The following is a 19,016-nucleotide window of genomic DNA, read 5'->3' on the forward strand; positions in this document are numbered from 1 at the left end:
CTAGGGTCCTGCGTCATGGGCAGGACGCTCCGGCAGGGGGAGATCTTCGCCGGCTTCCGGGTGCAACGACGTCTGGGCGCCGGTGGCATGGGCGCGGTGTACGCGGTCGATCATCCGCGCCTGCCACGCCAGGTGGCGCTGAAGTTACTGACGGCGGACGCCACCGACCAGGGTGCCGCTGCCCGCTTCGAGCGCGAGGCCGAGACCATCGCGCGGCTGGACCACCCGAACATCGTCGGAGTGCTCGATCGCGGCATCGAGGACGGCCACCCGTGGATCTCCATGCAACTCATCGACGGGGTGGACGCCGACAGCCTGCTGCGCAGCGACGGTCCGCTGCCGCTGGGTCGTGTGGTGCACATCGGGACGCAGATCGCCGAAGCACTGGACGCTGCACACTGCCGCGGTGTGGTGCATCGCGACGTGAAGCCTGCCAACATCATGCTTGCCCGCGCCGAGCACGGGCAGTCCGAACGTGCGCTGATCACCGACTTCGGCATCGCCCGGTTGGAACAGGCAGCGGACGTGGGCGGTGCTTCGCCCGGCGAGGATTCCACCGCGCCGGTCGACATCACCGGCAGCCTGGACGGCGTCCGGGCGACCGCGGCGTACGCGTCCCCGGAACAACTCGCCGGTGATCCGACCGACGGGCGCTCCGACCAGTACTCCCTGGCGTGCACCGTGTTCGCACTGCTGACCGGCCACGGCCCGTACCCCGGCCCGGCGCGGACGGCGATCATGGGTCACCTGAACGCCCCGATACCTTCGGCGGACGTCGAGCGTCCCGACATTCCGAAGGCCGCGGCCGTCGCACTGCAGCGGGCGATGAGCAAACGCGCTGCTGATCGATACGACAACTGTGCGCAGTTGATGCAGCACTTCCGGACGAGCCTGGCGGCCCCTGCCGTGCCTGCTGCGACGAAGCGGAATCGGATGCTCCTGCCGGCCGTCGGTGTTGCTGCGCTCCTCGGGGTCGGCGGAGTCGGACTGTGGCAGGTGCTGGGGGCGGACGCGGACCAGAAACGGATGGTGATCGGCACGACCACCGCCACTCGCACGACCGCTTCGACCAGCACGAAGCCCACCGAGGACGATCTGTGGCGCAAGGGTGCTCCGGTGCTGGCGATGTGGCCGAACCTTTTCCCACAGTCACCGTCGGCCGAGGGCTACCAGAACATGCTGTGTTCGCCGAACGACGAGGATAAGTCGTTCCGTAAGGTGCAGAGCTCGTACCGGTTCATCTGCGCGGTGCGGCAGCAGGGACCGAGCAAGCCGGTGATCGATGTCGATCTGGTGGTCTACAAGCCGGGGGACGGGCAACGCGCACAGGACGCGATGGTCGACGGCGTCCCACCGCTCCCGGTCGTCGCGCACGGCACGAAGCTGCGTACCTACCACCTCAACGATCCGGTGGCGGGCAGCTGGATCCTGGTGCGGTACAACGCTGCTGACAAGAAGGACATCCACATCCAGGTGGGCACGAAGGATGGCTCACTGAGCTACTCCGAGCTGTACGACTGGATCGCAGCCGCCCCGTTCTGAGCGCTTCCCCGTCGAGGTGGCGTGGTCTCGATCGCGGCACTCCGCTAACGCTCCGCACCTACTCGACCACCGTGGATCCGCACCTACTCGACCACCGTGGATCCGCGCCTACTCGACCACCGTGGGTCCGCACCTACTGGACCACCGTGGATCCGCACCCGTCTGTCAGGCGGCCGGCGGCTCTTGTGTCGGCGTCGTCTCGCTCTCCAACCACGTCGTGATCCAGGTCTTCAGATCGACGCCGATCTTGTCACTGAAGTGCTTGATGAGGTCGTCGCGGGTGACGTTGCCGTACTTCTTGACCGACGGCCAGGTCTTCAGCGCCGCCCAGAACTTGTCGCCGTAGGCGGTGGCCATGCGGTCGTACATCACGGCCCCGCACACGTAGACGTTGGAGGCTGCGAAGTCGTCCTTGTCGTACTTGCCGGGAGGGCCGGACTGACGGCGCAGACCGGGTTCCATCGACCGGTAACCACTCATGGTCATCTCGTACGGCGAGAAGCCGGCGTGGTCCTCGTACTTCGCCTGGAGGAAGAGAGCCAGACCCTCGTTCAGCCACACGTCACGCCAGTCGACCGGGGAGATGACGTCACCGACCCACTGGTGTGCGTACTCGTGGGCGAGGGTGGGCAGGAAGTATTCGCGCTGATTCGCGGTGCTGTCGCCCATCGTGTTCATCGTCTGGGTCTCCATCGCCGAATCCGACGGCACCATCAGCGAGCCGCCGGTCGCGAACGGGTAGGGCCCGAGGTACTTCTCCAGCCAGGTCAGGATCTCGGGCGACTTCTTCAGACCGTCGACGACACGCGTTCGGTCGGAGCGATCGGGGCGGTACCAGTAGAACAGCGGCAGATCGCGAGGACCCTTGTCGGTGAGCAGCGCGTACTCACCGAAGGCCACAGTGGTCAGATAGGACGATGCCGGCTGATCGAGGTGGAACCTGCGCACGCTGGTCTCGCCGGTGACCTTCTCCGGGCCGGGGCGACCGTTGAACACGCCCTTCGTGCCCTCGTGAGCAGTGAGTGTCGCGTCGTAGAACGCCTTGTCGGCCGGCTGGTCATTGACCGGGTACCAGGTGAACGCCCCGAACGGCTCCTGCATCGTCCAGGCGGTGCCGTCGGGCGACACGGTGAAGCCGAGCCCTTCGTCCTGGTCGCTGCGTTCGGACGGTGCGGGGACGGGCGCCGGGGTGCCGGAGTAGTCGACCACGAGTTCGTGGCGGCTGCCCTTGTCGAGCGTGCCGGTCGCAATCTTGAGGACGCTGTCGCCGCGGCTCGAGGTGACCGGTTTTCCGTCGAGAGTGGTCGCGTTGACGGTGAGCGGGGAACCGAGGTCGAACTGGACGTCGGTGCGCTGCTCGGTGACCCGGAAGGTGATCTTCGCTTTGCCGGTGAGCGTCTTCGTGCTGGGCTTCCAGTCGAGCGCGAGGTCGTAGTGGAGAGTGTCGAGGTAGGGCTCACCGCGGTGTGGGTAGTAACTGTCCTCGACCGGGTTCGACTGTGCCGCAGACAGATCCGAGGGCTTGTCGGGCACGGGAGGAAGGTTCGGTTCCGACGGCCGATCGCCGGACGTCGATGTGTCCGGGCCGCTCGGTTCGGACGTGCCGCTCGACGTGGGCGCCGGGGTCACCGACGTGTCGATCCCGTTGCACCCGGCAAGGAGCGACCCGGCGAGGGCGAGTGCGAGCAGTCGGGTGGCTCGATGGCTGCGCCGGCGTACGTCCATTGCTTTCCCCCAGGATTCGGAACGGTCCTCAGGGTAGACGCCGCTGCCGACACTCAGGTTCGAAAAGCCTTGGCCAGCGGCAGGATCGCCAGCACGAGCACCATCGGCACCGCGAATCCGAGGCACAGGTTGTCGTTGCCCACGGCCCCGGTCATCACGGCGCCGAGGAGTGCGCCGACGTAGTTGAACTGGTTGAACCGCGCGATGATCGCGTCGACCTCGGCGCGCACCATGGCGGGATCAGGATTGGTCAGTGATTCCCGGGCGATGGACGCCGCGGCGGAGTACGACAGCGGCGCGATGACCGAGATACCGAGACCCATCACCGTGAACCCCAGCATCGCGACCCAGCCCGCCGGTGCGAAGACGACCGTCGTGAGTCCGATCGCGCCGAGCACGGCTGCGGCGCTGACGAGCGGCACGGCGCCGAAACGGTGGGCCAAATGGTCGCCGGCACCGCGTCCGAGCAAGGAGGCGATCAGATAGGGGAGCGTGGCGATCGAGACCATCGCCGCCGACGCGGCGAACTGCTTGTCGAGGTACGTCGGTCCCCAGGCGGTGACGGCGGTGTCGGCCATGTAGAACAGCACCATTGCGGCACCGACCAGCAGGATGCGACGCCACGGTACGGACGTTCTGCTCTCGCCCTTCTTCTCGCCGATCGGGACGATCGGTCCGCCCACCTTCAGGTACGGAGCGAACACCAGCGCCGCAGGGATGACAGCGAGTCCGAGCGCCGCCAGTTCGAACGAAATCGTATGTGTCGCAAGGGCGCCCAATGTTCCGAGGATGCCGCCCAGCGTCCAGGCACCGTGGAAGGTGGGCATGATCGGGCGCGCGTATTCGTGCTCGACGGCGACGCCCTGCATGTTGCTGCCGGCGTCGACGAGCCCGACCGCGAGCCCGTACGCCGCCATCGACAGACCCGCAGTGAGCATGTTCGTACCCAGCGCGAGCAGCGGGAGTGTGAGTGCCATCAGTCCGAAGCCGACCCGCAGCGCGGGCGCGCTGCCGCGGCGGGGAGCGATCCACTCGCCGGCCAGCGAGCCGAGGCCGGATGCGAGGACGAGTCCGAGCAGCAGCACCGACATGTCGCCCGGGCTGAGCTCGAGCTTGTTCTGCATCTGCGGCAACCGGGTGGTGAGCGAGATGAAGACCAGCCCCTGCCCCAGGAACGCCGCCGCCACCGCAGCACGCTGGGAGGCGTGGGAGTGACGGGGGCCGGCCATGGGCGGCATCGTCGCACGCCTGTCTTCACCACGTGCCGGAAAATGAACAATCGTCCAAGATCTCGGCCGCGCCGTTGACCAGCCGGTCGTCCCATGACGGCGCCCGAAGTGTCGAGATCGCCGAGGAACTCTGCGAGCCGGATCGGCATGAGGCTCTCCTGAACCACCATGACGACTTGCAAACATCCCTTTGCGGTTCAGGGCGGCCACCGGCTCCGCGAGTCGTTAGGCTGCCGACGTGCGACTACGGGTGGATTTCGGCTACGACGGCACGGACTTCTCCGGCTGGGCTGCGCAACCCGGACGGCGCACGGTCGAGGACGAACTGGCCAAGGCCTGGGCGACGATCCTGCGCGCCGATGCACCCAAACTCACGGTCGCCGGGCGGACCGACGCAGGCGTGCACGCGCGCGGTTCGGTCTGCCACCTGGACGTCGACGAAGAACTGCTGGCCAAACTGCCCGGGCGCTCGGACCGCGACCCGGTGGACGCCGCGGTCACGCGTCTCAACGGAGTGCTGCCGGACGACGTCGTCGTCCATTCAGTGTCGCTCGCTCGGCCGGGCTTCGACGCTCGCTTCTCCGCCAGCTCGCGTCGCTACCTCTACCGGATCGCCGACGCCGACGCGTTCCGTGACCCGCTGCGCCGGCGCGACACCGTCTGGATCAAGTCGCCCCTCGACCTCGACGCGATGGACGAAGCAGCCGCGAAACTGTTGGGGCTCAACGACTTCGCCGCCTTCTGCAAGAAGCGCGAAGGTGCCACCACCGTCCGGACGCTGCTGCGCCACGACTGGGCGCGCGCTGCTGACGGTGTGCTCGAAGGCACTGTCGTCGCGGACGCCTTCTGCCACTCGATGGTGCGTGCCCTGGTCGGTGCGATCGTCCCGGTCGGGGAGGGGCGGCGCCCTGTCGACTGGCCCGAGCAGGTGCTGACGGCCGCCGTCCGTGATCCCGGTGTGGCGGTGATGCCGGCGCACGGCCTCAGCCTCGAAGAAGTTGCCTATCCGCCGGACGCCGAGCTGGCCGCTCGCGCCCAACAGGCTCGATCGGTGCGCACGCTCGATTGATCAGCCGCGGTTCGAGGTCGCGGGCGATGCCACCGCCGAGTGGACTTTTTGCACAGAAGTTGTGCAATTGATCGCCCGGCAGTGTGCGGACGTCGCTCCAAGCGGTTTGATTTCGTTGCTACGCAAGGGAATCGCCTGATTTGGGTGGACGCTCGTGCGCTCCCTATCATTGAACAGTTGCCTGCGCCCAGTGCGGCAGGCCGATCCGCTCCACCGAGCGGACCACCCGACAGACCAGAAGGAAAGACGAGTGCGTACCTACACGCCCACGACCGTCGCCGCTCAGGCCGACCGCAAGTGGCACGTCATCGACGCCACCGACGTCGTTCTCGGCCGCCTCGCGGCCCAGACCGCGACGCTGCTGCGCGGCAAGCACAAGCCGACCTTTGCTCCGCACATCGACACCGGTGACTTTGTCATCATCATCAACGCCGACAAGGTCGCGTTGACCGGTGCGAAGCTGGAGAAGAAGCGCGCTTACCGTCACTCGGGCTTCCCGGGTGGCCTGAAGTCGGTGTCCTACACCGAGCTCATGGCCAAGGACCCGGCGAAGGCCGTCGAGAAGGCCGTCCGCGGCATGCTGCCCCACACCTCGCTCGGCCGCAACCAGCTGGCCAAGCTGAAGGTCTACACGGGTTCCGAACACCCGCACGCTGCGCAGCAGCCCGTTCCGTTCGAGATCAACCAGGTCGCGCAGTAAGCGCCCCCGGTTACATAGTTTTCAAGGAGAATCGTGGCTGACCAGCAGATCGACAACGAGGCCCTCGAGGCCGACGAGCCCACCCTGAGCTCGTACACCAGCGAGTCCACCGAGGCCCCGACGAGCGAGCCGACCCGCCGCCCGTCCGCTTCGGCACCGGGCGGTGCCACCGGCCGCCGCAAGCAGGCCGTGGCCCGCGTCCGCATCGTCCCGGGAACGGGCGAGTGGAAGATCAACGGCCGCACGCTCGAGGCCTACTTCCCCAACAAGGTGCACCAGCAGATCGTCAACGAGCCGCTGACGCTGCTCGAGCTCGACGGCGCATACGACGTGCTCGTGCGCGTCCACGGCGGTGGCCCCTCCGGCCAGGCCGGCGCCGTCCGCCTGGGTGTCGCCCGTTCGCTGAACGGTGTCGACGAGGAGCTCAACCGTCCGGCCCTGAAGAAGGCAGGCTTCCTGTCCCGTGACGCTCGCGTCCCGGAGCGCAAGAAGGCCGGTCTCAAGAAGGCCCGTAAGGCACCGCAGTACTCCAAGCGTTGATCCGACGCTTTTCCTCGAACGCCCCGTCGCTCAGTGCGACGGGGCGTTCGTCCTTCTGTTCTGTCTTGCCCGAAAAGGCGACCACTCGAAGGCCCGGCCCCGAAGGCCCAACGAGCTACTGCGGCGGGTCGACGGGATACGGCGCGAGAAAGACCGCCACCCGCTTGGCTCCCGGACTACCCGCACCGATGCGTCGGTAGCGCTCGTTGAGCTCGTCCAGCTCGGCCAGATAAGCGACGAACTGCTCCTCGGTCGCCAGGACCGGCACATCGCGCAGGCCGCACGACTCCTGCCAGATCGAAGCCCACGCGTCCTGATCGTCGATCCAGCGGTGCGCCCGCTGGGCGAAATGGTCGACGTAGTCGTGATCGAGCCAGCGCCCGGTGGGGTCGTCCTCCGCGACGTCGTTGAAGGACTCGTCGTCGTCCTCGTCGTCGGCGATCGCCCAGACCCGGGTCTTGGCGTTGCCCAGGCCGGTGTCCTCGACCAGGCCGGCCGCCTCGAGCACGCGCAGGTGGTAGCTGATGACGCCGGTGTTGGTCTCCAGGACGCGGGCCAGCTCGGCTCCGGTGGCGGCACCGTCAATGCGCAGGTGCGCGACGATGCGCGACCGCAACGGGTGGGCGAGGGCCCTGCGTGGCTGTGACATCGCCCTCGATCCTAGGCCGTCGTGCCTGGTCAGCGCGTCGGCCGTGGCCGGATCAGCGGCACCGGACGCCGTCGGGCGTACACTCGTCCGGATGCTCCGCCTCAGGGCTGCGAGCCCAAGGGAGTGTGAGCAAGTCAAACAAGGGGTCCGTCGTGGCTCCGGCATCGATCGAAGCTAGGTGAGTAAGTGACGCGTCTGTTCGGCACCGATGGAGTACGAGGACTGGCCAACGGCCCGGTGATCAACGCCGACAAGGCGCTGCGGCTGTCCGAGGCAGCAGCCAGGGTCTTCGGACGCACGATCACCGGCGGCGGCGAACGCATGACCGCGGTCGTGGGACGCGACCCGCGCGCCTCGGGTGAGTTCCTCTCCGCCGCGGTCATCGCCGGCCTGGCCTCCAGTGGAGTCGACGTGTACGACGTCGGCGTTCTGCCGACGCCCGCCGTCGCGTTCCTCACCGCAGACCTCGGCGCCAACTTCGGCGTCATGCTCTCGGCAAGCCACAACGCGATGCCGGACAACGGCATCAAGTTCTTCGCTCTCGGTGGCCACAAGTTGCCTGATGAGGTCGAGGACCGCATCGAAGAGGCGATGGACGCCACCCCCGACCGTCCGACCGGTGCCGCCGTCGGACGCGTCCGCCCGTTCACCGAAGGTGCTGCGCGCTACACCGATCGGCTGCTCTCGTCGCTGCCGCACTCGCTCGACGGGCTGCATGTCGTCATCGATGCCGCCCACGGTGCGGCCAGCGAGGTCGGCCCGGATGCGTTCCGCCGCGCAGGTGCGAAGGTCACCGTCATCGGCGCCGAGCCCGACGGTCTCAACATCAACGACGGCTACGGCTCCACCCACCTGGACAAGCTCCAGGCGACCGTCGTGAAGGCGGGTGCCGACTTCGGCGTGGCCTTCGACGGCGACGCCGACCGCTGCCTCGCGGTCGACGCGTCCGGCAGCCAGGTCGACGGCGACCAGATCATGGCGATCCTCGCGGTCGGCATGAAGCAGCGCGGTGCGCTCGCGGGTGACACCCTGGTGGCCACCGTGATGAGCAACCTGGGGCTGCACAAGGCGATGGAACAGCATGGCATCACGGTCAAGCAGACCGCGGTCGGTGACCGTTATGTGCTCGAGGAGATGCGTCGCAGTAGCTACAACCTGGGCGGCGAGCAGTCCGGCCACGTCATCCTGACCGATGTCGGCACCACCGGCGACGGGGTGCTCACCGGACTCATGCTGGCGGCGCAGGTCGCATCCTCCGGCCGCACGATGGCCGAACTTGCCACCGTGATGTCCCGCCTGCCGCAGCACATGATCAACGTCAAGGGCGTCGACAAGGCGGCTGTGGGAAGCAATGCCGCTGTGCAGGAAGCGATCTCGCAGGCGAGCGCGGAGCTCGGCGCCGACGGACGCGTGCTCCTGCGTCCCTCGGGTACCGAGCCGGTCGTCCGGGTGATGGCCGAGGCCCCGACCGCTGAGCTTGCCGAGTCGGTGACCGCGCGTCTGGCGCAGGTGGTCCAAGCAGAGCTGGCGCTCTAGAGCCACCACCTGAAAGTCCGCAGTTCTGGCGAGTTGACCTCGAAGAACTGCGGACAGTCGATTTCCTGCGTCCGTAGAACGCGCGGGTGGAGTCGCCGGTTGTGCGACTTTCAGGTGTGGGGGATGACCTCGTCGCCGAGGGAGATCTCGCCTTCGGAGTCGGGGATGAGGGCAACGGCCATCCAGGTCTTGCCGTCCGAACGCCGGTGCTGCGCAAGGGTTCTGATCGGTTCCTTCGCCGTGCGATAGGTCTGTGGATCGATCGTGGTCATCACGCATCGGTCGACCCGTTTCGCGACCCGGAAGTCGACGTCTGCGATACGGACGCCGCTCCAGCCGTCCTCGGCGAACGCCTCGGGCACGCCGTCGATCAGGATGTTCGAGCGGAAGCGGTCGGATCCGATGGTCGCAGCATCCTCGCCGCGTTCCACCGCGTGTTCGGTCACCCAGTCCTGCAATCGAGCGACGGACGCCGTCGACAGCAGGGTGACCGGGTAGCCGTCCTGAAAAGCGGCATGGTCGTCCGGGCGTGAGAACTCCGGGTTCAAGTGTCGTGCAGTCGGATTCGAGCACCACACCAGATGGAATCCCTGGGTGCCGAGGGCGCTGTCGAGCCAGGCGTCCGCCTGCGTACCGGCGGCCCGCGCGGTCATCGGCGGACGGGTGAACATTCGCACCGAACATTCCTCGCCGTCGTGCGGAAGGTCGACGGTGAGCGGCTCGATGCCGGGCGCCGACAGCCTCAGCGCCACCTGGGCGAGCCCGGTCGCAGCATTGTCGGCCACGACGCTGAACAGCGGCGGGAATTCACGGGCGGAGATCAACTCGCCGAAGTCGTTGACGACCATCCACTCGCGGTCGCCGGCCAGTCCGGCACGGGTGACGGACGCCTTCTCGACCGGTCGGATCGCGGTGCTCTTGACGGGGTGGACGGCCAGAGAGACGACCCGCATCGATCAGCTCTTCCGCTTGGTGCCCGGGAGGTAGCCGGTGTCGATGACTGCCTTCACGAACGGCTTCGCCGTGTCCAACAGACCGGCGGCATCGGGTACGTGCGCCCAGAACGAGGCCGCGCTGTGGTCGGTCTCGCGTTCCATCTCGTCGTAGAGCTTCGCGCCGGCGTCGGTCATCGCACCGTCGGCGCCAAGAACTCCCTTGGCGCGCAACGATTCTGCGGCGCCGTCCCAATCGGCGTCCGACCACCCGCGGGTCTTCTGCGAGATCTTGCGCCCGAGGGTGCGTCGGCGCAGGTCGGGGTCGGGGTGCGGGGCCTCATGGAAGACCAACGCCTCAGCGGGGGAGAGACCGGCGAGGACGAGTGCCGCCACGTGACCGTCGCCGCGGTACTCGCGGGCGATCGTGATCGCGTGCCAGAACTGCAGGTGCGGCTCGTCCGGCCACGGCGCGAAGGCCCACGCAGCGGCCAGCGGGCGTCCGGCGTAGGACGCTTCGCCGATCGCTACGCGCAGCGCGCCGACCATCTCGCTGAGTTCGGGAGCCTCGACGCGGTCACCGAGCGCATCGCGCAGAGATGCATCCACCGCACGGGTCCGCGCTGCGTCCACCTCGGACAGGCCGGCGGTCAGCGCCGCGTTCCAACCGTGGTTCACGTATGCCGGATTGAAGTTGTAGAACGTGGCCGCGACGACCGCGGCGGTGCACCGTCCGAGCGGTGCGGCGCGTCCGCCGAAATAGAGGCCGAGCGGGTCGAGTCCGAGCGACTGCTGAGCGGCCTCGTTGTGCGGGTTGAAGTAGGCGAGCACGTGATACGGCTCGAGGGTCTCGTACGCGGCGCGGGCCATCACGGAACTCATGCGCCGACCCTACGCCCCGTGCGGGTTGAGCCGGCTTCAGTCGAGCGGTTTGAGCAGGCCGGTGTCGACGTCGTAGATGAACCCGCCCACCTCGGCGCGCTCGCCGATCAACGGGTGGCTGCGCACCTTCATCAGGTCGGTGCGCAGCGCCTTGCGCTGGTCGTCGACCACATGGAATCGCTGCCAGGTGGAGTCGGTGCCGGTGAGTTCGTTGATCTTGGCGTGCAGTTCGTCCTCGGTCTGCGCCGCCATCGCGCACTTGGTGTGCGGGATGACGACGATCCGGTTGACGTTCAACAGGTGCACCGCGAGCACGAGTGCCTCGAGGGCCGGCTCGTTGACGCGTCCGCCGGGGTTGCGGAAGATCTTCGCGTCACCGGGCTTCAGGCCGAGCATGCCGAGCGGGTCGATTCGTGAATCCATGCAGGTGACAACGGCGACACCGGCCTTCGCTATGCCGTCGAATCCCTTGAGCGAGAACGCATCTGCGAACGTACGGTTCGCTTCGAGCAGGTCGTCGAATGCCATGTCATAGCCCCAATCGTGTGGTGATGGTGAATGCGGTCGGCCTCGCGGTGGAAGCGAAGAAGTCGTTGCCCTTGTCGTCGACCACGATGAACGCGGGGAAGTCCTCGACCTCGATCTTCCAGATCGCCTCCATACCGAGTTCCTCGTACTCGACGACCTCGACGCTCTTGATGCAGTCCTGCGCGAGGCGAGCAGCGGGGCCACCGATCGATCCGAGGTAGAAGCCGCCGTGCGCGTCGCAGGCGTCGGTGACCTTCGTGCTCCTGTTGCCCTTGGCCAGCATCACCATCGATCCACCTGCGGCCTGGAACTGGTCGACATAGGAGTCCATGCGGCCGGCTGTGGTCGGGCCGAAGGAGCCGGACGCGTAGCCCTCGGGGGTCTTGGCCGGTCCCGCGTAGTAGACGGGGTGATCCTTGAGGTACTGCGGCATCTCCTCGCCGGCGTCCAGGCGTTCCTTGATCTTCGCGTGGGCGATGTCGCGGGCGACGACCAGCGGACCCGTGAGCGACAGTCGGGTCTTGACCGGGTGCTTTGACAGCTCGGCCAGGATCTCGGGCATCGGTCGGTTCAAGTCGATCGCGACGACATCGTCAGAGCCCTTGTCCTCGAGTTCCTCGTGCGTGGTCTCGGGCAGGAAGCGCGCGGGGTCGGTTTCGAGCTGTTCGATGAACACTCCCTCCGGCGTGATCTTGCCCAGGCACTGGCGGTCGGCCGAGCACGACACCGCGATCGCGACGGGCAACGAGGCGCCGTGGCGGGGCAGGCGCACCACCCGCACGTCGTGGCAGAAGTACTTCCCGCCGAACTGCGCACCGATACCGAAATTGCGGGTCAGCTCCAGCACGCGCTCCTCGAGCTCGGTGTCGCGGAAGCCGTGCGCGGTCATCGAGCCACTGGTCGGCAGTTCGTCCAGGTACTTCGCGGACGCGTACTTGGCTGTCTTCAAAGCGAATTCGGCACTCGTGCCGCCGATGACGATCGCCAGGTGGTACGGCGGGCACGCGGCCGTACCCAGCGAGCGGAGCTTCTCGTCGAGGAACTTCAGCATCGCGTCAGGGTTCAGGATCGCCTTGGTCTCCTGGTAGAGGAACGACTTGTTCGCCGAGCCTCCGCCCTTGGCCATGAACAGGAACTTGTACGTCGTTTCGTGCCCGGCCTGGGTGTCGGCGTACAACTCGATCTGTGCGGGCAGGTTGGAGCCGGTGTTCTTCTCCTCCCAGGTGGTGATCGGAGCCATCTGTGAGTAGCGCAGGTTGAGCTTGGTGTACGCGTCGTACACACCGCGGCTGAGCGCCGCCTCGTCCGGGGCGTCACCCTCGACGAGAACCTGAGATCCCTTCTTGCCCATGACGATTGCGGTACCGGTGTCCTGGCACATCGGTAGCACGCCGGCGGCAGCGATGTTCGCGTTCTTCAGCAGGTCGAGTGCCACGAACTTGTCGTTGTTGGACGCGTCCGGATCGTCCAGGATCCCCCGCAGCTGGCTCAGGTGCGCCGGGCGCAGGTAGTGCGCGATGTCGTGCATCGCGGTGGACGCAAGCAGTTGCAGAGCCGAAGGATCGACCTCGAGGAAGGTTCGGCCGCCGGGGCCCTCGACGGTGCGGACTGCCTCGTCGGAGAGTTTGCGGTACGTCGTGGTGTCGGGCCCGATGGGCAGCAGGTCCTCGTAGGCGAATTCGGCCATCGCTTGCTCCTTGTCGTCGATGCGGGACCAGCGTATTCCGGTGCCGGGCATGCCCGGCGGCAGGATCGGGCGCGTACGCCTGGAACGACGACGGGGTTCCGGTCGGATAGTCGTCGTGTCCGGATCGAGACAAAACGGGGTACCGGCGATACGGCCCGAATGACCCAACCATCAGTAAGGTCGGTTTGTCGTGACATTTGTCACATGCGAGTGGTAGGACATGCCGATCACTCGAAAGGACACGACAGGAGCGATCACATGACAGGCCGAACGCCACCTCGGCGCAGTGCCGCGTTCATCGCGGCGACTGCCCTCGTGGCCAGCATGGGGCTCGCTGCGTGCGGCAGCGACGACTCCGCCGGGGGCACCCCGACCCTCACCTGGTACATCAACCCCGACGTCGGTAACGCCGACCCGTCGGCCGCGAAGGGTGGTCAGGCCTACCTGGCCAAGCGTTGCGCGGACGGATCCAAGGGCAAGTACAAGATCAAGGTGCAGTTGCTGCCCAACGACGCGAGTGACCAGCGACTGCAGTTGCTGCGCCGTCTCGCCGCAGGCGACAAGACGATGGACATCATGAGCGTCGACCCGGCGTTCGCCACCGAGTTCGCGGCGGCCGACTACTACGCACCCGTGCCCGACAACCTGCAGGCGCAGTTCAAGCAAGACCGGGTCCAGTCGTCCGTCGACGCGTCGATGTACAAGGACAAACTCGTGTCGGTGCCGTTCTGGGCCAACACCCAGCTGCTCTGGTACAAGAAGTCGGTCGCTCAGAAGGCCGGACTCGACCCGCAGAACAAGCCGGTCACCTGGGACCAGCTGATCGAAGCTGCCAAGAAGACCAACACCCAGATCGGCGTCCAGGCCAAGCTCTACGAGGGCTACGCGGTGTGGATCAACGCGCTGATCACCAGTGCCGGCGGCGCGATCGTCGAGAACCCCGGCGAGACCTACGACAACCTCAAGCTCGGCATCGATAGCGCAGCCGGCAAGAAGGCCGCCGACATCATCCGCAAGGTCGCGACGTCCGGCGTGGCCGGTCCGGCGATCGGTTCGTCGACCGAGACCGAGTCGCTCGGTCTGTTCGACGGACGCAACGGTGGGTTCCTGGTCAACTGGCCCTACACCTACGGCGCACTCGCGAACACCGACAAGAAGGACGTCGGTGCCGCGCTCTACCCGCGCGTCTCAGCGGGCGAGGAGTCCAAGCCCCCGTACGGCGGCATCCAGCTCGCCGTCGGCAAGGAATCCAAGCATGCCGACCTGGCCTATCAGGCGATCTCCTGCATCACGAACCAGGAGAACCAGACCATCTACATGACCAAGTCGGGCAACCCCGCCAGCCGCAAGAAGGTGTTCGACGACGCAGGCGTGGAGAAGGCCTTCCCCGGCGGCATCGCGAAGTTGATCCGGGAGAACCTCGACAACGCCGCACCACGTCCGCTCACCCAGTACTGGGGTGACATCTCGTTGGCGCTGCAGCAGCGGTTCAGCCCGCCCGGGGCGCTCACCCCGCAGACCCCGGCGAGCACCCAGAAGTACATCGGCGAGGTCCTCAACGGAAAGGCACTGTTGTGAGTACCGCTACAGAAGCCGCTCCCGACACCCGCAAGCGCAAGGGCGGACTCTCCGACCGCGCGAAGGGTGAGCGGTCGCTCGGATGGAAGCTGGCCGGCCCCGCGTTCATCATCATGCTGCTGGTGACGCTCTACCCGATCGCGTACGCGATCTACCTGTCGCTGTTCAGCTACCGCCTCACCGACCCGAGCGCACGCAAGTTCGTCGGGTTGCAGAACTACATCACCGCTCTGGGTGACGGCCTGTTCTGGGAGGCGTTCATGACGACGTTCTTCATCGTGGTCGTCACGCTGGTGTTCGAGTTGATCCTCGGTTTCGCGATCGCGTTGCTGATGAACAAGGTCGTGCTTCCGCGGCGCACGCTGCGCACGATCGTGCTGATTCCGTACGCGATCATCACCGTTGTCTCCGCGTTCGCGTGGTTGTACGCGGCGCAACCGGACACCGGATTCATCAACCACTGGCTGCACACGCTGAGCTTCGGCGCCTGGGACCTCAACTACGACTGGTTCGGCGGACGCTGGAGCGCGCTGTTCATCATCTGCCTGTCGGAGATCTGGAAGACGACCCCGTTCGTTTCGCTGCTCCTGCTGGCCGGTCTGGCCCAGGTGGACGGCGCGATGGAGGAGGCCGCGAAGGTCGACGGTGCGTCCTGGTGGCAGCGACTGACCAAGGTGATCCTGCCGAACATGAAGGCGGCGATCATGGTCGCCACCCTCTTCCGCACGCTCGACGCGGTGCGTATCTACGACAACCCGGTGGTGATGACCGGTGGTGCGAACAAGACCACGACGCTGTCGATGCTGGTCGGCCGGGAAACGGTCGAACGCGTCGAGATCGGCATGGGCTCCGCGCTCGCCGTGATCCTGTTCATCATCGTGCTCATCATCGCGGGCATCTTCGTCAAGGGCTTCAAGGTCGACCTGGCCGGTGGAGGGAGGAGCTGATCCATGGAAACCAACGTCAGCAACAAGGCAAAGTGGGGAATGTTCGCCTTCTCCATCCCGGTGATGATCTGGACGATCATTCCGATCATCTGGATCTTCGCGACCTCGCTGAAGAAGCCGGGCGACCTCACCAACCCGGACAAGAGCACGTTCGGCAACTTCTGGCCCAAGGAACCCACTTGGGACAACTACAGGCTGATCTTCAGCTCCGACGGTGCTGGTGAGCTCTTCAAGCCGGCCCTGTGGAACTCGATCATCATCTGTCTGCTCGCGACCTTCATCGCGGTGATCCTGGCGACGTTCTGTGCGTACGCCATCGCCCGACTGGACTTCCCGGGCAAGAAGCTGATCCTCACCACGGCGCTCGCGGTGTCGTTCTTCCCGGTCATCGCGATGGTCACCCCGCTGTTCAACCTGTGGCGTCAGATCGGCCTGTTCGACACAATGCCCGGTCTGGTCATCCCGTACCTGGCGTTGACCCTGCCGTTGTCCATCTGGACGCTGTCGGCCTTCTTCCAGCAGATCCCGTGGGAGATGGAGCAGGCGGCGCAGGTCGACGGCGCAACCAGCTGGCAGGCCTTCACCAAGGTCATCGCCCCGTTGGCCGCACCCGGTGTGTTCACGACCGCGATCATCGCGTTCTTCACCGCCTGGAACGACTTCGTGTTCTCAAGCAACCTGACCTCGGAGAACGCGAGGACCGTCCCGGCTGCGCTGGCTTTCTTCACCGGCGCCAGCCAGTTCGAACAGCCGACGGGCGCCATCTGCGCGGCCGCGGTCGTCGTCACCATCCCCGTCGTCATCCTCGTGCTGCTGTTCCAGCGCCGGATCGTCTCGGGTCTCACCTCCGGTGCCGTCAAGGGCTGACCGGGCACATCTCGTACGCCCTGTTTTCGAAAGGCAGATTTCATGTCAAGCATCGAGCTGAAAAACATCGTCAAGAAGTACGGTGACGGCTTCCCGGCAGTGAACGACGTATCGCTGGACATCGCGGACGGCGAGTTCATGATCCTCGTCGGCCCGTCCGGTTGCGGTAAGTCCACGCTGCTGCGGATGGTCGTGGGCCTGGAGGACATCACCTCCGGTGACCTGCTGATCAACGGCAAGCGGGTCAACGACCTCGCGCCGCGTGACCGCAACCTGTCGATGGTGTTCCAGAACTACGCCCTCTACCCGCACCTGACGGTGGGGGAGAACATCGCCTTCCCGCTGCGGCTGGCCAAGGGTCAGCACAGCGAGGAGGAGATCAAGTCCAAGGTGCAGGCCGCCGCCGACATGCTGGAGCTCAACGAGCACCTCGAGCGCAAGCCGGCCAACCTGTCCGGTGGTCAGCGGCAGCGTGTGGCCATGGGTCGCGCGATCGTCCGTGACGCGGACGCGTTCCTGTTCGACGAGCCGCTGTCGAACCTGGACGCCAAGCTGCGCGGTCAGATGCGTACCGAGATCGCGCGCATGCAGCGCCGCCTCGGCATCACCACCATCTACGTCACCCACGACCAGACCGAGGCGATGACCCTCGGCGACCGGGTCGCGGTGCTGAAGAAGGGTGTGCTGCAGCAGTGCGCATCGCCGCGTGAGTTGTACGAACAGCCGATCAACCTGTTCGTCGCCGGTTTCATCGGTTCGCCGCCGATGAACTTCCTGCCCGCGCGGGTCGACGGCGACACCCTGCACCTGCCGTTCGTCGACGTCCGTGTGGACGGCGATCTTGCGGCCAAGGTGAAGGGCAAGGATCTGGTGATCGTCGGTCTGCGTCCCGAGCACATCAAGGACGCCTCGCTGGGCGACAAGATCGACGGTGTCACGTTCACCGCGAACGTCGACCAGACCGAATGGTTGGGCAACGAGCAGTACGCCTACATCCCGTTCGAGGCCGACTCCGCGGTGCGCGACAAGCTCGAGGAACTCGACCGCGACCTCGACGGTGAGGGCATGCGCACCCAGATGATCGTCAACCTCGACTCCCGTTCGCGGGTGCTCGAGGGAGACGACGCCGAGTTGATCTTCGACCCGTCGTTGATGCACGTCTTCGACCCGGAGTCCGGCGACAACCTGACCCGCGACGACGACAAGGCGGCCGAGATCGCTCGCGACTCCGAGCAGCAGCGCAAGGCTGCCCTCGATCGTGCGAAGGCGCGCGAGGCGAAGTCCTCGAACACCCCGGCGCACGCGGGCGACCGTGATCGGGACGGTGGCTCCTCGCGGGCGTCCTGACCGCAGGTACACCAAAGGGCCCGTCCCGGTTCGCCGGGGCGGGCCTTGCCCGGTCCACCTTCTGCCGTTCACCCCAGCTCGGCGAACCTACTGAACGCGCGAACCCACTAGGTGTGTGAGGTGGTTCGCGTTGGACCAGTAGGTTTGCGGGGATTCGGGGGCAACATATGCGACTGGGTCGCATCAAGGAGTAGGGTCCTGCGCATGCACGTACCCGATGGATTCCTCGACGTACCGACGTCGCTCGGCACGGGCGTCATCGCCGCCGGCGGCGTAGCTCTCGCGCTGCGCGGAGCACGCCGCGAACTCAGCGAGGCCGCTGCACCCCTCGCCGGTCTGGTCGCGGTGTTCGTGTTCGCCGCGCAGATGCTGAACTTCCCGGTCGGCGCGGGCACCTCGGGTCACCTGCTCGGCGGCGCGCTCGCCGCGATCCTGGTCGGTCCGTACACGGCAACTCTTGCGCTGACCGTCGTGCTGCTCGTCCAGGCGCTGCTGTTCGCTGACGGCGGCATCACCGCGCTCGGCACGAACGTCGTGCTGATGGGCATTGTCGGTGTCTGGGCCGGCTGGTTGGTCTTCCGTGGACTGCAGGCCGTTCTACCCAAGAAGCGGATGATGGTGCCACCCGCCGCGTTCGTCGCCGCGTTGCTGAGCGTCCCGGCCGCTGCGCTGGCGTTCACCGGCCTGTACGCCATCGGCGGCGAAGCCCCGATCCCGCTCGGCAAGCTCGCGGTCACGATGCTCGGCTGGCACCTGCTGATCGGCCTGGGTGAGGCGCTGATCACGACGCTCGCCGTCTCGTCCGTGCTCGCCGCACGTCCGGACCTGGTGTACGGCGCGCGCCGCTACCGGGCCGACAACGAACTCGTCATCCGCCGCACGGAGGTGGCCGCATGAGCACCGATCTCGACCGGACGGCCGAGCCCCGCAGCGAATCGTCCATGAAGCGGGTCTCCACCCGCACGGTCCTGATCGTCGGGACAATCGTCAGCATCCTTCTCGCGGGCGTCGTGTCCTTCTACGCGTCCGCCAATCCTGACGGTCTGGAGTACGTCGCCGAGTCGCTCGGCTTCGCCGACTCCGCGAAGGACCATCAGACTGCAGACTCACCGCTCGCCGACTACACGGTCAGCGGTGTGGCCGACTCGCGAGTGTCGGGGGGACTCGCGGGTCTGGCCGGTCTGATCGTCGTTGCCGCCATCATGGCCGGTCTCATCTGGCTACTGCGCCGCAGCTCGCGCAAGAACGACTGACCGCT

General features: G+C 66.6%; 18 protein-coding genes. 11 read left to right on the top strand and 7 right to left on the bottom strand.

The window, feature by feature from the left end; translation table 11 throughout:
* Window positions 1–15: 15 nt before the first annotated feature.
* Complete coding sequence (locus tag EU513_RS11675) at window positions 16–1,542, top strand: serine/threonine-protein kinase (RefSeq protein ID WP_129626120.1); 1,527 nt, start codon at window positions 16–18, stop codon at window positions 1,540–1,542.
* 165 nt (window positions 1,543–1,707) lie between these two features.
* On the opposite strand, the gene EU513_RS11680 is transcribed toward EU513_RS11675, so the two are convergent.
* Window positions 1,708–3,075, bottom strand: a complete 1,368-nt coding sequence (locus EU513_RS11680) for a M1 family metallopeptidase (protein WP_168990255.1) — start codon at window positions 3,073–3,075, stop codon at window positions 1,708–1,710.
* A 245-nt stretch (window positions 3,076–3,320) separates the two neighbouring features.
* A complete protein-coding gene (locus EU513_RS11685; protein WP_129626124.1) occupies window positions 3,321–4,496 on the bottom strand; it encodes an MFS transporter in 1,176 nt (391 codons plus the stop codon).
* A gap of 238 nt (window positions 4,497–4,734) precedes the next feature.
* Here EU513_RS11685 and truA point away from each other — a divergent pair, with 238 nt between their 5' ends.
* The 3 genes from truA (at window position 4,735) to rpsI (ending at window position 6,805) form a co-directional block, all read left to right on the top strand.
* On the top strand, window positions 4,735–5,565 hold the full coding sequence (gene truA / locus EU513_RS11690; protein ID WP_129626126.1) for a tRNA pseudouridine(38-40) synthase TruA: 831 nt from the start codon (window positions 4,735–4,737) through the stop codon (window positions 5,563–5,565).
* 250 nt (window positions 5,566–5,815) lie between these two features.
* Window positions 5,816–6,265 carry a 50S ribosomal protein L13 gene (gene rplM / locus EU513_RS11695; protein ID WP_129626128.1) on the top strand — a complete coding sequence of 150 codons (450 nt, stop codon included), beginning with the start codon at window positions 5,816–5,818 and terminating at the stop codon, window positions 6,263–6,265.
* Between the two features lie 33 nt (window positions 6,266–6,298).
* Window positions 6,299–6,805: a 30S ribosomal protein S9 gene (gene rpsI, locus EU513_RS11700; protein ID WP_129626130.1), complete on the top strand. Its 507-nt coding sequence runs from the start codon at window positions 6,299–6,301 to the stop codon at window positions 6,803–6,805.
* 115 nt (window positions 6,806–6,920) lie between these two features.
* Here rpsI and EU513_RS11705 read toward each other — a convergent pair whose 3' ends face one another.
* Complete coding sequence (locus tag EU513_RS11705) at window positions 6,921–7,454, bottom strand: helix-turn-helix domain-containing protein (protein ID WP_129626132.1); 534 nt, start codon at window positions 7,452–7,454, stop codon at window positions 6,921–6,923.
* 186 nt (window positions 7,455–7,640) lie between these two features.
* On the opposite strand from EU513_RS11705, the gene glmM reads away from it, so the two are divergent.
* Window positions 7,641–8,990 carry a phosphoglucosamine mutase gene (gene glmM / locus EU513_RS11710; RefSeq protein ID WP_129626134.1) on the top strand — a complete coding sequence of 450 codons (1,350 nt, stop codon included), beginning with the start codon at window positions 7,641–7,643 and terminating at the stop codon, window positions 8,988–8,990.
* A gap of 110 nt (window positions 8,991–9,100) precedes the next feature.
* Here glmM and EU513_RS11715 read toward each other — a convergent pair whose 3' ends face one another.
* The 4 genes from EU513_RS11715 to EU513_RS11730 are packed head-to-tail and all read right to left on the bottom strand — an operon-like array spanning window position 9,101 to window position 13,019.
* Window positions 9,101–9,943, bottom strand: coding sequence for an MOSC domain-containing protein (locus EU513_RS11715; protein ID WP_129626136.1), 843 nt, complete (start codon window positions 9,941–9,943; stop codon window positions 9,101–9,103).
* A 3-nt stretch (window positions 9,944–9,946) separates the two neighbouring features.
* Window positions 9,947–10,804 (bottom strand): hypothetical protein, encoded by an 858-nt coding sequence (locus tag EU513_RS11720; RefSeq protein ID WP_129626138.1) that lies wholly within the window; start codon window positions 10,802–10,804, stop codon window positions 9,947–9,949.
* Window positions 10,805–10,840: 36 nt separating this feature from the next.
* Window positions 10,841–11,332, bottom strand: coding sequence for a carbonic anhydrase (locus EU513_RS11725; RefSeq protein WP_129626140.1), 492 nt, complete (start codon window positions 11,330–11,332; stop codon window positions 10,841–10,843).
* Between the two features lies 1 nt (window position 11,333).
* Entirely contained in the window at window positions 11,334–13,019 is a 1,686-nt protein-coding gene (locus EU513_RS11730; RefSeq protein ID WP_129626142.1) for a fumarate hydratase, read from the bottom strand.
* Between the two features lie 258 nt (window positions 13,020–13,277).
* Here EU513_RS11730 and EU513_RS11735 point away from each other — a divergent pair, with 258 nt between their 5' ends.
* From EU513_RS11735 to EU513_RS15930, 6 genes are all read left to right on the top strand, one after another.
* A complete protein-coding gene (locus EU513_RS11735; RefSeq protein ID WP_129626144.1) occupies window positions 13,278–14,597 on the top strand; it encodes an extracellular solute-binding protein in 1,320 nt (439 codons plus the stop codon).
* A complete protein-coding gene (locus EU513_RS11740) occupies window positions 14,594–15,544 on the top strand; it encodes a carbohydrate ABC transporter permease (protein ID WP_239702308.1) in 951 nt (316 codons plus the stop codon). Before EU513_RS11735 ends, EU513_RS11740 begins: the two co-directional genes overlap by 4 nt.
* A gap of 3 nt (window positions 15,545–15,547) precedes the next feature.
* Window positions 15,548–16,411 carry a carbohydrate ABC transporter permease gene (locus EU513_RS11745; RefSeq protein WP_129626146.1) on the top strand — a complete coding sequence of 288 codons (864 nt, stop codon included), beginning with the start codon at window positions 15,548–15,550 and terminating at the stop codon, window positions 16,409–16,411.
* A gap of 42 nt (window positions 16,412–16,453) precedes the next feature.
* Window positions 16,454–17,758: an ABC transporter ATP-binding protein gene (locus EU513_RS11750; protein ID WP_129626148.1), complete on the top strand. Its 1,305-nt coding sequence runs from the start codon at window positions 16,454–16,456 to the stop codon at window positions 17,756–17,758.
* Between the two features lie 204 nt (window positions 17,759–17,962).
* Complete coding sequence (locus EU513_RS11755; RefSeq protein WP_168990256.1) at window positions 17,963–18,655, top strand: energy-coupling factor ABC transporter permease; 693 nt, start codon at window positions 17,963–17,965, stop codon at window positions 18,653–18,655.
* The gene (locus EU513_RS15930; RefSeq protein WP_168990257.1) at window positions 18,652–19,011 is read left to right on the top strand and encodes a PDGLE domain-containing protein; all 360 of its coding nucleotides are present in this window, start codon (window positions 18,652–18,654) and stop codon (window positions 19,009–19,011) included. The genes EU513_RS11755 and EU513_RS15930 overlap by 4 nt, the downstream gene beginning before the upstream one ends.
* Window positions 19,012–19,016 lie beyond the last annotated feature (5 nt).

Origin of the sequence: Yimella sp. RIT 621 (assembly GCF_004146205.1) — a bacterium.
Taxonomy (GTDB): Bacteria; Actinomycetota; Actinomycetes; order Actinomycetales; family Dermatophilaceae; genus Yimella; species Yimella lutea.

What these genes read in the sequence shown, in the direction of transcription:
- EU513_RS11675 (WP_129626120.1), top strand. Translation starts at nt 16, where the DNA reads ATGGGCAGGACGCTCCGGCAGGGGGAGATCTTCGCCGGCTTCCGGGTG.
- EU513_RS15930 (WP_168990257.1), top strand. Translation starts at nt 18,652, where the DNA reads ATGAGCACCGATCTCGACCGGACGGCCGAGCCCCGCAGCGAATCGTCC.
- EU513_RS11745 (WP_129626146.1), top strand. Translation starts at nt 15,548, where the DNA reads ATGGAAACCAACGTCAGCAACAAGGCAAAGTGGGGAATGTTCGCCTTC.
- EU513_RS11735 (WP_129626144.1), top strand. Translation starts at nt 13,278, where the DNA reads ATGACAGGCCGAACGCCACCTCGGCGCAGTGCCGCGTTCATCGCGGCG.
- EU513_RS11720 (WP_129626138.1), bottom strand. Translation starts at nt 10,804, where the DNA reads ATGAGTTCCGTGATGGCCCGCGCCGCGTACGAGACCCTCGAGCCGTAT.
- EU513_RS11730 (WP_129626142.1), bottom strand. Translation starts at nt 13,019, where the DNA reads ATGGCCGAATTCGCCTACGAGGACCTGCTGCCCATCGGGCCCGACACC.
- EU513_RS11755 (WP_168990256.1), top strand. Translation starts at nt 17,963, where the DNA reads ATGCACGTACCCGATGGATTCCTCGACGTACCGACGTCGCTCGGCACG.
- EU513_RS11750 (WP_129626148.1), top strand. Translation starts at nt 16,454, where the DNA reads ATGTCAAGCATCGAGCTGAAAAACATCGTCAAGAAGTACGGTGACGGC.
- EU513_RS11705 (WP_129626132.1), bottom strand. Translation starts at nt 7,454, where the DNA reads ATGTCACAGCCACGCAGGGCCCTCGCCCACCCGTTGCGGTCGCGCATC.
- EU513_RS11725 (WP_129626140.1), bottom strand. Translation starts at nt 11,332, where the DNA reads ATGGCATTCGACGACCTGCTCGAAGCGAACCGTACGTTCGCAGATGCG.
- EU513_RS11715 (WP_129626136.1), bottom strand. Translation starts at nt 9,943, where the DNA reads ATGCGGGTCGTCTCTCTGGCCGTCCACCCCGTCAAGAGCACCGCGATC.
- EU513_RS11685 (WP_129626124.1), bottom strand. Translation starts at nt 4,496, where the DNA reads ATGGCCGGCCCCCGTCACTCCCACGCCTCCCAGCGTGCTGCGGTGGCG.